Source organism: Delftia acidovorans NBRC 14950 (assembly GCF_001598795.1).
Lineage (GTDB): Bacteria > Pseudomonadota > Gammaproteobacteria > Burkholderiales > Burkholderiaceae_C > Comamonas > Comamonas acidovorans.
The window spans coordinates 32,793-45,835 of sequence record NZ_BCZP01000017.1; the positions used below are offsets into that span (position 1 = coordinate 32,793).

At 63.0% G+C, this 13,043-nt stretch carries 13 protein-coding genes; 8 read left to right on the forward strand and 5 right to left on the reverse strand.

Annotated features, from left to right (window positions below):
• Positions 1-4 precede the first annotated feature (4 nt).
• From flgK to DA1_RS20325, 3 genes are read left to right on the forward strand one after another with little or no spacing between them, the layout of a single operon-like run.
• Complete coding sequence (gene flgK / locus DA1_RS20315) at positions 5-1,969, forward strand: flagellar hook-associated protein FlgK (protein ID WP_034398046.1); 1,965 nt, start codon at positions 5-7, stop codon at positions 1,967-1,969.
• A 23-nt stretch (positions 1,970-1,992) separates the two neighbouring features.
• Positions 1,993-3,225, forward strand: coding sequence for a flagellar hook-associated protein FlgL (gene flgL, locus DA1_RS20320; protein WP_034398045.1), 1,233 nt, complete (start codon positions 1,993-1,995; stop codon positions 3,223-3,225).
• A gap of 21 nt (positions 3,226-3,246) precedes the next feature.
• Positions 3,247-4,539, forward strand: coding sequence for an HDOD domain-containing protein (locus DA1_RS20325; protein WP_034398042.1), 1,293 nt, complete (start codon positions 3,247-3,249; stop codon positions 4,537-4,539).
• Positions 4,540-4,683: 144 nt separating this feature from the next.
• Here the strand turns inward: DA1_RS20325 and DA1_RS20330 are convergent, their stop codons facing one another.
• From DA1_RS20330 to DA1_RS20350, 5 genes are all read right to left on the reverse strand, one after another.
• A complete protein-coding gene (locus DA1_RS20330) occupies positions 4,684-4,983 on the reverse strand; it encodes a flagellar protein FliT (RefSeq protein ID WP_012202553.1) in 300 nt (99 codons plus the stop codon).
• A 2-nt stretch (positions 4,984-4,985) separates the two neighbouring features.
• Positions 4,986-5,399 (reverse strand): flagellar export chaperone FliS, encoded by a 414-nt coding sequence (gene fliS / locus DA1_RS20335; protein WP_034399135.1) that lies wholly within the window; start codon positions 5,397-5,399, stop codon positions 4,986-4,988.
• 100 nt (positions 5,400-5,499) lie between these two features.
• Entirely contained in the window at positions 5,500-6,915 is a 1,416-nt protein-coding gene (fliD, locus tag DA1_RS20340) for a flagellar filament capping protein FliD (protein ID WP_034399134.1), read from the reverse strand.
• Positions 6,916-7,096: 181 nt separating this feature from the next.
• A complete protein-coding gene (locus tag DA1_RS20345) occupies positions 7,097-7,975 on the reverse strand; it encodes a flagellin domain-containing protein (protein WP_034399132.1) in 879 nt (292 codons plus the stop codon).
• 287 nt (positions 7,976-8,262) lie between these two features.
• A complete protein-coding gene (locus DA1_RS20350; protein ID WP_034398040.1) occupies positions 8,263-9,114 on the reverse strand; it encodes a flagellin domain-containing protein in 852 nt (283 codons plus the stop codon).
• A gap of 497 nt (positions 9,115-9,611) precedes the next feature.
• On the opposite strand from DA1_RS20350, the gene DA1_RS20355 reads away from it, so the two are divergent.
• From DA1_RS20355 to DA1_RS20375, 5 genes are read left to right on the forward strand one after another with little or no spacing between them, the layout of a single operon-like run.
• Entirely contained in the window at positions 9,612-9,836 is a 225-nt protein-coding gene (locus tag DA1_RS20355; protein ID WP_034398038.1) for an acyl carrier protein, read from the forward strand.
• A 5-nt stretch (positions 9,837-9,841) separates the two neighbouring features.
• Positions 9,842-10,894 carry a ketoacyl-ACP synthase III gene (locus DA1_RS20360; protein WP_034398036.1) on the forward strand — a complete coding sequence of 351 codons (1,053 nt, stop codon included), beginning with the start codon at positions 9,842-9,844 and terminating at the stop codon, positions 10,892-10,894.
• Positions 10,891-11,652 carry an SDR family NAD(P)-dependent oxidoreductase gene (locus DA1_RS20365; RefSeq protein WP_034398034.1) on the forward strand — a complete coding sequence of 254 codons (762 nt, stop codon included), beginning with the start codon at positions 10,891-10,893 and terminating at the stop codon, positions 11,650-11,652. The genes DA1_RS20360 and DA1_RS20365 overlap by 4 nt, the downstream gene beginning before the upstream one ends.
• Positions 11,653-11,678: 26 nt before the next feature.
• Positions 11,679-12,389, forward strand: a complete 711-nt coding sequence (locus DA1_RS20370; RefSeq protein ID WP_230590985.1) for an SDR family NAD(P)-dependent oxidoreductase — start codon at positions 11,679-11,681, stop codon at positions 12,387-12,389.
• A complete protein-coding gene (locus DA1_RS20375) occupies positions 12,389-13,030 on the forward strand; it encodes an acetyltransferase (RefSeq protein ID WP_034398030.1) in 642 nt (213 codons plus the stop codon). Before DA1_RS20370 ends, DA1_RS20375 begins: the two co-directional genes overlap by 1 nt.
• Positions 13,031-13,043: the final 13 nt, after the last annotated feature.

Here is a 13,043-nt window from a genome sequence, read left to right on the forward strand (position 1 = left end):
CGTCATGAGCCTTTTGAACGTCGGGTCCCGCGCCCTGATGGCGAACCAGATCGCCCTGCAGACCACAGGCCACAACATCGCCAACGTCAACACGGCCGGATATTCGCGCCAGAGCGTGGCCTTCCAGACCTCGCCGGGCCAGAACATGGGCAGCGGCTACATCGGCAATGGCGTGGATGTGAACACCATCCTGCGCAACTTCAATGACCTGCTCAACCGCCAGGCAGCCACGGCCAGCGCCGTGTCGGCGGCCGACTCGGCACGTGCGCAATCTCTGACGCAAATGCAGGAGGTGTTCAGTGGCGGCAAGACCGGCCTGGGCGCGGCGATCACCGACATGATGAATTCGTTCGGCGACGTGGCCGGTGCGCCCACCGACCCGTCGGCGCGCCAGGTGGTGCTCACGCGCATGAACGAACTGGCGGCGCGCTTTCGCTCGGCATCGGCCCAGCTGGACGAGCTGGACTACAGCGCCAAGCAGCAGATGGGCAACGATGTGACCGTGGTCAACAGCCTGGCCGGCCAGGTAGCCACGCTCAATGCGCAGATCAGCCGCTCCATCGCCTCGGGCCAGACGCCCAACGACCTGCTGGACCAGCGCGACCAGCTGGTGCGCAACATCAACAAATACGTGCAGACCAGCCAGATCCCTGCGGACGACGGCAGCATCAGCCTGTTCGTGGGCGGCAGCCAGCCGCTGGTGCTGGGACCCAATTCCGCACAGCTCACGCTCAAGGAAGCCACCGAGTTCCCGGGCAGCGGCAAGATGGCCCTGTACTTCCAGCAGCCCGGCGGCCAGAACGTGGAACTGACGCCCTCCATGCTGGGTGGCGGCGAGATCGCCGGCCTGCTGCAGTTCCAGGGAAGCGACCTGACCGAGGGCCGCAACCTGCTGGGCCGCATGGCCCTGGCCATTGGCGACTCGCTGAACGAGCAAAACAACCTGGGCCTGACGCTGTCGGGACAAAGCGGCAGCAATCTGTTCAAGCTGTCCATGGTCAGCAACGGCTCGACCACGGGCGCGCAGTGGACCGGCGCCACCACGCCGACGACCACGGTGGTCGACTCCAGCCAGCTCAAGGCATCCGACTACCAGATCGTCTTCGGCAGCACGGCGCCAGCAGGCAAGGTCATCCGCCTGTCGGACGGCAAGGTCACGGACTTCACCGACATGACCGACCTGAGCTCCAAGGAGATCGACGGCCTGCGCTTCGACCTCAAGGCCGAAGGCGTGTCGGGCAACACCGTGCTGTTCCGCCCCATGGCGGCGGGCGCCCACGACATCCAGGCCGCCGTGCACTCGCCCAATGACCTGGCCGTGGCCAACCCCGTGGCGGCCAGCATCAAGTCGCTGGGCGATGCGACCCTGCAAATGGGCGGCATCCAGGTCAGTGCCGGCTTCAACCTGGCAGGCTTTGCCGGCGCCGAGGTGTCGTTCAGCAAGAACGCCACCGGTCAGCTGGAATACACCATCACCCCGGCACCCGCAGGCGGCATTCCCGCCACCGGCCTCTACACCTCCGGCCAGCCGATACAGCTGGCACCGGGCCTGCAGGTCAAGATCACCGGCACGCCCGCCATCAACGGAACCACCAGCGACAAGGTCACGCTGGGCAAGGCCACCGACCCGCAATACGGCACGGCCTATCAGCGCGATGCGGGCAATGCCAGCTCCTTCCTGGCGCTGCGCGACAGCAAGCTCTTCGATGGCTCGACCACGCTGAGCGACGGTTTTTCCACCGCCATGGCCCAGGTCGGAACGCGCACGCAGAGCGCGCAGTACGCGGCCAAGCTGTCCGAGACCATTGCCAAGAACCTGGAGGCGGACCGCACGGCCGTCTCGGGCGTGAACCTCGACGAAGAGGCCGCCAAGCTGCTGCAGTACCAGCAGTCCTACCAGGCATCGGCCAAGATGCTGCAGGTCGCGCAAAGCATTTTCGACAGCGTTCTGCAGACCGTAGGCCGCTGAACACCGGACAGGAGCATTCCACCATGAGCATCTCCCGCATTGGCACGGCCAACATGTACGAAAGCACCATCAACAACCTGAACTCGCGCAACACGAGTCTGGTGGACCTGATGGAAAAGACCACCTCCGGCAAGCGCGTGGTGCGCGCCAGCGACGACCCCGTGGCCGCCGCACAGGCCGAACGCGCACTCACGCGCATCTCCCGCTCCGAAAACGACCAGCGCGTGCTGGGCCTGCAGCGCGATGTGATCGCCCAGGGCGAATCCAAGCTGGGTACGGCCCAGGACGCACTCAAGGACTTCCGCGACAAGATCCTGGCGGCAGGCAACGGCTCCTATGACCAAAAGGCCCGTGATGCGCTGGTGCAGGAACTCCAAAGCCTGCGCGACCAGGTCCTGAGCTACGCCAATGCCAAGGACTCCAATGGCATGCCTCTCTTCCGGGGACTGGGCAGCAAGGAAGACCCCCTGACCAGCGCCACGCCTGGCGCGAGCTCCCAGCTGCAGGCAGGCCAGAGCACAGGCGGCGAGAACGGGCTGCCGATCGCGCTGGACGGGTTCTCGACCTGGATGAACGTGCCTACGGGCAACGGCGTGTTTTCCGTCTCGCGCCAGTCGGTGGCCGGCAGTTCCGCCTACGCGAGCCTGGGTACCGTAACGGATCCCAGTCAACTGACCAGTGACACCTACACCATTGCCTTCGTCAAGGACCCGGTCACCAACGCCGTCACCTATAGCATCGACGCCTTCAACCCCCTGCCCGCTCCCGGGGGCACCACAACCAACAAGGTTCCCGCCGGTACGGCCTTCCCCGCCGACGGCAAACTCACCGTGGACGGCATGTCCGTCGGCATTTCGGGCAACCCGGCCACCGGCGACACCTTCAAGCTGGCGCCCAGCCAGCGCACCGACCTGTTCAGTGTGCTCGACGGCGTGATTTCCGCAGTCAAGAACGGCGGCACGGACCCTGGCGGCCTGCAGCAAGGGCTGGCACGCGGCCTCAATGAACTCGACGCCGGCATGAGCCGCGTCCAGGCCATGCGCAGCTTCGCCGGCGACCAGCTCAACCGCGCCGACCGCCTTGAAGACGACATGAAGAACCAGGCGGACCAGCAGGAAGCAGCGCGTTCGCGGGCCGAAGACATCGATATGATCAAGGCCCTCTCCGATGTGGACATGCAGAAGGTGGGCATGCAGGCGGCCTTGCAGTCCTATGCCTCGATCCAGAAACTGTCACTGTTCAACTTCATCAACTGATAGCCACCCGCGCATGCATCCATGGTCCAGTCCGTCCTGAGCTCTCTGACCCTCGGCTATAGGCCGCTCTGGAACCAGGCCCGCCGTCTGGCGGGCGTGCAGCTTTATCTTCACGAGGAACCCGGCGTCCAGGCCGACGTGGCCCACCTGCTGCGCATACTGCGCGAGACCTGGGGCACGCAGTCGCCGCCGGTGCTGCTGTCCCCCCAATCCCGCCAAGTACTGTGCGACCTGCTGGAGAACGCCTCCAAGGGCAGCCCCTGGATCGAGGTGCGCGGCGACTGGCTGCAGGACTCCGCCATCTACGACCTGGTGCGCCAGGCCCATGCGCGCGGCCTGATGCTGGTCTGGCGCGGACCGCTGTCCGATGTGCCCGATGCCCAGGCCGCCCACTGGTTTGCCAGCAGCCTGCTGCACCTGCCGCCCGAAGGCGCTTCGGGCATGCAAAACCAGACAGCGCTTGCGCTGCAACAGGCCGCGCAGGCAGCCCAGGCACCGACCAAGCTACAGGCCCTGAAGCAGGCCGCCAGGCCTGCACCCACCCTGCCGCCCCTGCAACTGCTGGGCGGCCAGATGTACGAGGGGCTGGACAGCCTGGCCCTGACCGATCTGTGCCTGGACAGCTTCCATGCGGGCGCCATCGCCGGCTGGCCCGTGGCCGATACGCTGCATGCCCAGCGCCATCACGCCGCCCTGCCCAGCCGCGACACCGTGCTCGCACTGATGCGCGCCGTCGATGCCGAGCAATCGATCGAGGCCTTCGAGCAGATCCTGGGCGAGGACCCCATCCTGGCCTATCGCTTCATGCTCTACACCAACTCCGCAGCCCTGGGCCTGCGGGGCAATGTGGACTCGCTGCGCCGCGGCCTGGTGATGCTGGGATACGGCACGCTGCAGCGCTGGCTGTCCGACCAGCTGCCCCACGCCTGTACCGAGCCCAGCCTGGTGCCCGTGCGCACCGCCATCCGGCTGCGCGCCAGCCTGACCGAGCGACTGATCGAGGCCGGCATCAGCCACGACCTGCAGCGCGAGGTCTATCTGCTGGGCCTGCTCTCGCAGCTGGACCAGCTGCTGGGCGAACCCCTGCCCACCGCGCTGCGCCGCATTCCCGTGTCCGAGCGCGTCTTCGACGCCGCCGTAACGCGCACCGGCCCCTACGCGCCGGCCCTGCTCATGGCCATTGCGCTGGAGTCCGACGATCCCGCACCGATTCGCCAGCTGCGCGAAGAACACGCCTTCGAGATCGAGGACGTGAACCGCATCCTGCTGCGCATGCTCAGCGAACTGCAGGTGCAGCCCGCGCCTGCGGCCTGATCAGTCCACAGCGGCCGGGTGGGAAGCCTCAGCCGCCGCTGGCATCCGCAGATTCCGCCCATAAAAAAACCGCCTGAACATCAGGCGGTTTTTTTTGTGTCCGGCAGGAAGGCTGCGGATGCAGCTCCTGCCGATCTGCCCTGCTCAATGCATGGCGTGGGGCTGGCCGTCGAACATGTGCTCGAACTGTGCCAGCCAGGGCTCGGCCAGCGTGCGGATCTGGGCATCGTTGCGCAGGATGCGCTGCATGATGCGGGCCTTCTCCTTGCGCTGATCGGGCGCCAGCGGCTCGTCATGCGACTTGAGCCGCAGCTGCTCGATCAGCACGGCACAAGTGCCCTCGTAGCGCGTCACCCCCTCCCAATCCTTGTTCTGTGCGGCCTGCAGCATCTTGGCGCTGCTGTCTTCTATGGCACGGTAAAAGTCAATCAATGTCAGCTCCATTTCTAGGTCCCGGCAACGGCTGGCGTGTTGGCGATATCGCGCCAACCATGGGCAATCGGAGCCAGCACATCCTGCGCGCTTTGCAGCAGCGCCGCGTCGTTGCGCAGATTGGCCAGCGTCAGCTGGGTAATGCTGTAGTCGTAGACGGAAATCAGGTTCTGGGCCAGTTCGCCACCTTCATCGGGATTGACGGAGGCCTTCAGGCCTTCTTCCAGAATGCGAACGGCCTTGCCGATCTGCACTCCCTTCTCACCGATGTCGCCACGCTGCAGGGCTCCCTTGGCCGCGTTCAGCGATTTTTCAAGCGCGTCGAACAGCAGCTGGATCAGCTGGTGGGGCGATGCGCCGTCCACGGAGGACTGGACGCCGACCTGGGCGTAGGCACTTGCAGCACGGCGGTTGAGCGATGTGTACATGTTCGTTTCCTTGATGTCTTGTTCTTCGGCTGCAATGCTCAAAAATGTAGAGGCATCGAGCATTGGTTACAGAAAACACGTCCGCCGCTCCGCCCTGCCATCATTTATTCCACTGTGCCACTTGCTGGTTCATGTAAGCGCTCAGCGAGGAATAGCTGCCCATCTTGGCATCCAGGGACGCATATTGCGCACGCAGGCGCTTTTCAAGCAAATCGGCCTGGTCATTGACCCGGTCCTGGGACTTGCCGTTGTCCTTCTTGAGCGCCTGCAGACTCTTGTTCTTGTTGTCGAAGGTTCCTTCGAACTCCAGGGCCTTCTTCGTGAAGTCCTTCATGCGCGCAGCAAGGCCTTGCGTATTGGGCTGCCCATCGGTGCCAGCCGAGGCGAACATCTTGCTCATGGACTCAGGGTCCTTCAGAGCTGCCTCGAACTTGGTCTTGTCACTGGCCGTCGTCCCGAAGGCCAGCTTGCCGCCCTTCTGGATCTGTATGCCCATGTCCGACAGGCGCTTGAGCGTGTCGGATCCGCCCACGACCGAGCCCGAGAGCACGCTGCGCAGGCTGTTGGTCATGCCCACCGTGGTGGCATCTCCCTGCAGCACGCCAGCCACCTTGCTCTCGGCGTCATATTTGGTGGAGCTGCCCAGCGCATCGTTGAGCGCGTTGTAGGCATCCATGAAGGCCTGGATCTTCTTCTTCATGCCCTCCGTGTCCGAAGACACCGTCACCGTGACGGGCGCTGTGGTCTGCTGGGTCACCGTGATATTGAGTCCAGGCAGGGTCTGCTTGAATTCGTTGGTTGTCGATTGCACCGTGATGCCGTTGACATTGATCTCGGCGTTCTGGGCGTACTGCGCCACGGAACCCGTGGTGGCCTTGCCATTGAAGGCCAGGGCCGACAGGCTGGCATCTCCACTGGAGCCGACCGTGAAGCCCGCATCCGCACCTGTGCTGCGCGAGCGCAGCACAAGGCGTTCGCCCTGGGCGTCCTTGAGCACCGAAGCCACCACGCCGGCGCCCTTGCTGTTGATGGCCTGGACCACGTCCTCCAGCTTGGCGCCCGCCGCGATATCGATATCCAGGGGCGTTCCAGGATTGCTGAATTGGGTTCCGTCCGCGTTCCAGGAACCCATGGTGATGGTGAGCTTGCCCGCGCCGAACTGCGTGGCCGCAGGCATGATGCCGGTGGCCACCGATTGGCTGCGCGCCAGCTTGTCCACCGAGATCACCGAAGACCCCGGCAGTGCATTGGCGTCCGTCACCGAAACCGCCACGGCCGTATTGGTCGTGGCAGCATTGGTCAAACGCCACGTATCGGCATTGGCCAGCGAAGTGGCCGCGTCCTGAAGCGTGGACATCAGGGACTTGATCTGCCCGAACGTGGATATCTTGGAATCCAGGACAGACGCTTTTTGCTGAAGCGGAACCAGTGACTGCTTTTGCAGGGCCACCAGTTTGGCGATCATTGTCTCGTCCAGGCCGCTGCCGCTGATGCCAGCTGAACTCAAGGTGGCCATGACCATCCCTTTCTAAGTGCAGAACACCTCCGCGCCACAGCGCAGAACGCGTCCTTGCGAACACGCACACCAAATGCCCGAGGGCATTCCCCGGTATCTTATCGACCGGTTGTTCTGGAACCTGAGGCTTTTCTTGGCCGCGCGCCGCGCAGCCAGGCTCAAAAGCCCCGCGGGCTCCCTCTTACTGGATCAGCTTGAGCACCGACTGGGGCAGCTGGTTGGCCTGGGCCACCATGGCTGTGCCAGCCTGCTGCAGGATCTGCGTGCGGCTAAGGTTCGCGGTTTCAGCGGCAAAGTCGGCGTCCATGATGCGCGAGCGTGCCGCCGATGTATTTTCAGCCGCCACCTGGAGGTTCGAGATCACGGCCTCAAAGCGATTCTGGGCAGCACCAAAAGTGGCGCGTGTATTGTTGATTTCGTCCAATGCCGTATCGATCGCGGCCATCGACAGGCGTGCGTCACCCGCAGTGCCGGTACCCGAACCGAGCAAGGAGCCCAGGGACCCGCCCAACGAAGGAGGCGTCGTTCCTGCATTGACTCCCAAACCACCCGGAGTGGAGCCTGTCAAATCCACTGCGGAAATCGTGATCTGATTGTCAGGTCCGGTGTTGGCGCCCACCTGGAAGACTGTAGGACTAGAGCTATTCAGCAGGGGACGACCGTTGAAGCTTGTGCTTCCAACGATACGTGCAATTTCCTGCGCCAGCTGCTGAAACTCTTTGTCCAGCGAGCCCCGATCGGTGGAGCCGTTGGTGTCGTTGGCAGCTTGAACAGCGAGTTCGCGCATGCGTTGCAGACTATCGCCGATCTTGCCCAGCGCGCCTTCGGCCGTCTGCGCCATGGAAATGCCGTCGTTGGCATTGCGCATGGCCACATTCATGCCTCGCACCTGAGCGTTCATGCGCTCGGCGATGGCCAGACCCGCCGCGTCGTCCTTTGCACTGTTGACACGCAGACCCGAAGACAGGCGCTGCATGGTCGTGCTCAGCGACGACTGGGACGTGCTGAGATTGCGCTGGGCGTTAAGCGAAACAAGATTGGTGTTGATGATGGATGCCATGGGCAGCTCCTCGTTAGGCATGAACAATAGCCAACCGTTCGACGACCCCAAGCCGCCAGAACGCCAGACAGCACGCCAGAACTTCCAGCCCTGCCTATCTGATGTGGACGATTGTGCGGAAAAGCCCCCTCACCAAAGCGCCGATAAAGCCCATGATCCGGCGCCAATTCGCCCTTCGAACACCCTCTTGGCCAACCTTTTCGCCCATAAAAAAACCCCAGGCAGATGCCTGGGGCTTGGAGAATTCCGGCCGCCTCCTGCTTGGGAAGGCCACCGGACTCGCACTATCAGCGCAGCAGGGCCAGAACGCCTTGGGGCAGTTGGTTGGCCTGGGCCACCATCGCTGTACCGGCCTGCTGCAGGATCTGCGCACGGCTCAGGTTGGCTGTTTCCGATGCAAAGTCGGCATCCGTGATGCGGCTGCGGGCCGACGCGGTGTTTTCGGAAGCCACCTGCAGGTTGGAGATCACTGCATCGAAACGGTTCTGCGAGGCACCGAAGTCAGCGCGCTTGCCGTTGACGGCATCGATGGCGCTGTCCAGGGCAGTGACTGCCGTCAGGGCCGTGGCGGCCGTGGAACCCAGCGTTGCGCCGGCACCTGTACCCTGAGCCACGGTGCCCATGGCAGACGCCAGATCGGACGTGGTAATGGAGATCTGGTTGTCGCTTGCCGTGTTGGAGCCGATCTGGAACTGGAATGTGCCGGAATTGCCACCCGAACCCGTCAGCAGCTCCTGGCCGTTGAACTTGGTGTTCTTGATCACGCGGGCGTTTTCTTCGGCCAGCTGCTTGAATTCCTTGTCCATCGAGCCGCGGTCGGCCGTGCCGTTGGTGTCGTTGGCCGCCTGGACTGCCAGTTCACGCATACGCTGCAGGTTCTCACCGATCTTGCCCAGCGCGCCTTCTGCGGTCTGCGACAGAGAGATGCCGTCGTTGGCGTTGCGCACAGCCACGTTCATGCCGCGGACTTGGGCGTTCATGCGTTCGGCGATGGCCAGGCCAGCGGCATCGTCCTTGGCGCTGTTGACGCGCAGGCCGGAGGACAGGCGTTGCATGGTGGTGGACAGCGAGCTTTGCGAAGCACCCAGGTTGCGTTGGGCGTTCAGCGATTGCACGTTGGTGTTGATAGACATGGCCATGGTGACAACTCCTAGTAAATTCAGTTACGTCGCCGCCACGGTGCCCTCGCTTATCGCAAGGCGGGCGGCGGCGGCCCAATCCAACCATCAGCCGCTTTCACATCGATTTACGCGGCTTTTGGTGGGCTCAGGACTTTTTGTCCCTCTGCTGAGTTGGTTTTCGGAGCTGCCCCGGCGAACTTTAGGGGCGTTGCAAAGATTTTTTGATGCCAGCCTGATACTTTGCCCAGACGCCCCCTCCCGCACCGGCCACAAGATACAGATGCGCCCGCGCCAACTCCAGGGGGCTGCGGCCAAGCGTGGATGTCCGAGAAGCACGGCACCTGCGGCAGTACACAAAACAAGCCGCACTTTCCTGTCCAGTTCCATCGTTCGCGCCCGAGCGGCTCTGCCAGAATCCGTCGTATTTCGTGCCTGCATGGGCGAAGCCCACCCAGCCGCCCAAGCGACTTGGCGGCCAAGCCCGGGCACGATGTTTTTCACTAGGAACACCGTCCATGCCCTCCATTGAACAATTCATCGAAAGCTTTCTGACCGCCGTGGACTTCCAGGAGGCCGTGGAAGTGACGCCAGAGACCGAACTCAAGCGCCTGCCCGAATGGGACTCGCTGGCCGCACTGGGCGTGATCGTCATGTTCGACGTCGATTTCGGCAAAACCATCACGGGCGACGATCTCAAGAACTGCGCGACCATCAACGACCTCTACCAACTGCTGGGCTGAACGACATGACGCTGTCCACCCTGCACAACGTGCGATTCGCGGGCATGGCCAGCTGCGTGCCACGGCAAGTCGTACACAACATCAACGACGTCCCCCCCCATCTGCGTTCGGAGCGTGAGCGCCTGGTGCGCAACATCGGCATACTGACACGCAGGGTCTGTCCGAGTTGGCAGTGCTTTTCGGACCTGGCGTTCGATGCCGCCGAAAAGCTGCTCACCGAGTTGCAATGGGCCCGCGAAGAGGTCGATGCACTGATCGTGGTCACCCAGTCGCCGGACTACCTGACCCCGGCCACGGCCATCATCTTGCAGGACCGCCTGGGACTGCCGCATGGCACCGTGGCCTTTGATGTCAACCTGGGTTGCTCCGGTTATCCGTTCGCGGTGCAGATCCTGGGCTCCATGGTGGCCTCGGGCGTCGTCAAGAAGGGCTTGATCCTGCTGGGAGACCGGTCCAGCTACAAGCACAAGGACTCGCTCAAGGACCCGCTGTTCTCCGATGCCGCCACGGCGACAGCGCTGGAATACCAGCCCGGAGCACCCCCCATGCATTTCGACCTGAACAGCGATGGCAGCGGACACAAGGCCATCATGGTCCCGGTAGGCGGGCATCGCCAGCCCTTTGAACTCGAACATGCGATTGCGCGCAAGGGTGAAGATGGCTTCTGGTACTCCAACCTGGACCTGGTGCTCGACGGCCCTGCCGTGCTGAGCTTTTCCACGCAGCGTGTCCCGCCCATGGTCGAGCGCCTGATGCAGTACTCCGGCAGGAACAAGGAAGAGGTGGACTACTTCATCTTTCACCAGGCCAACCGCATGATCAACGAGACGATACGCAAGAAGCTCGGCCTGCCCGCCGAGAAAGTGCCGTCATCCCTGCAGGAGTTCGGCAATACCAGCGGTGCTTCATTGCCGGTCACCATGACCACGCGCCTGCGCGATGCGCTGGCCGAGGGAAAAAAGCGGCTGTTGCTGTGCGGTTTCGGTGTGGGTCTTTCCTGGGGCGGAGCCATTGTGGAAGTGGAATCTGCCTGCTTTCCTGCACTGGTCGAGGCATGATGGATCAGGATCCGTTCTCCCTGGCGGGGAAACGCATTCTGGTCACGGGGGCGTCTTCGGGCATAGGCCGGCAGGTCGCGCTGAGTTGCGCCGACATGGGAGCGCAACTGATCATCACCGGACGGGACCCGCAACGCCTGCAAGCCACAGCCGATGAACTGCCCGGCAGCGGCCACTTGGCGGTGATTGCTGATCTTGCACAACCTGTCGATCTGGCTCGGCTGGTCGAGCAAACTGGCGTGATCAACGGTCTGGTGCATGCTGCCGGCATTTCCAGGCTGGTGCCTTTTCGCATGATCAGCCAGGCGCATCTGAGCGAGATGTTTGAACACAATACCTATGCTCCGATGATGCTGACCAAGGAGCTACTGGGCAAAAAGCGTGTGGTGGCCGGCGGCTCCATCGTGTTCATTTCTGCCCTGGCATCACACAGCGGGGCCCAGGCCACAGCAGCCTATGCCGCAAGCAAATCGGCCCTGCTGGGAGCCATGCGTTCACTGGCCATCGAAGTCGCCAAGCATGGCATACGTGCCAACTGCATCGCACCAGGTTACGTTCGCACCCCCATGCTGAACGGACTGAGCCAAGGCGGTGCCCAGATGGAGCGCCTGATTGAGCAGACACCGTTGGGCCTGGGCGATCCTCAGGATATAGCCTATGCCGCGGCCTTCCATCTCGCAGATGCCAGCCGCTGGATCACCGGCAACTACTTCATCCTGGACGGAGGACTGAGTACCTCAATGGACATCTACGCATGAGCAGCGCGACCATCTCTCCCTTTTCCATGCAAGGAAAGACAGTGCTGGTCACAGGTGCCTCTTCAGGCCTGGGCAGGCACATCGCTATCACACTGGCGCGAAGAGGTGCTCGCTTGGTGATCACCGGGCGTGATGCGGACAGGCTGAGGCAATGCCATGAAGCTCTGCAAGGCGAAGGCCATGTGCAGATCCTGGCCGACCTGACCCTGTCCAAGGACCGGGACCGCGTGGTCCAGGCCAGCATTGGCATCCATGGTCTGCTGCACTGCGCAGGACTGCATCAGGCAACCCCTGTCAATGCATTGACCGAAGAGCTCATGACGCGCATGTACCAGATCAATTTCCTGGCTCCTGTGATGCTCACCCAGCACCTGCTGCAGGTCGGCGCCGTGGCGCAAAAAGGCTCCATCGTCTTCATGCTAGCCACCGCTGCGCACAGCGGCATGGAGGGACTAGGCCCTTATGCAGCCATGAAGGCCGGGCTGTGGGGTCTCATCAAATGCCTCGCACTGGAACAGGCTTCTCAGAAAATCCGCGTCAACGGTATCTCACCCGCAGTCATTGGCACGCCGCCTGCCGAGTCGGGCCAGCAGATCCTGGTGGCAGACAAGGCTCTCCATCCGCTGGGCCATGGCACGCCCGATGACGTTGCCCATGCAGCCATCTACCTGCTGTCCGATGCCAGCCGTTGGGTGACAGGAACCAGCCTGATCCTCGATGGCGGAGCAGCGCACTGATGAAAAGGGTCTACATCATTGGTGCTGGTGGCTGGGGCCGGGAAGTCCTGGTCCAGATGTGTGATGCGGTCGAGCATGGACAGGACTGGAAGATCGCCGGCTTTCTGGATACACGGCCCCACATGCTCAACGGCATTGACTGCGGCGTGACCATCGTCGGAAGCCCCCTGACCCACATGCCGCAGCCGGACGAAGCATTCGTCTGCGCCATCGGCCTGCCACGCCCACGCCAGCAGTTTTCCCAGCCCATACTGGATAAAGGGGGTGAATTCATGCACGTACGCACCCCTTACAACACCGTAGGCTACCTGAGCGTGCGCGTGCATCTTGGTACAGGCTGCTTCTGGGCGCCACGCGTGCAAGTCAGCCCTGATGTCCACATCGGCGACTTTGCCAACATCCACAGCGGCACCGTGATAGGTCACGACGTGCATATCGGCAACTATGCGCAGATAGGCGCCATGACCTTCATCGGGGGAGGAGCGCAAATCGGCGACTATGCCATCGTGCATCCGCACGCCACGATCACGCCAGGCGTCAAAGTTGGCGAAGGCGCGACCGTGGGCGCCGGTTCTGTAGTGCTCAAAAACGTGCCCGCCGGCTCCACCGTGTTCGGCAATCCTGCACGCGTGATCTTCTAAAAACCCGAAGCCG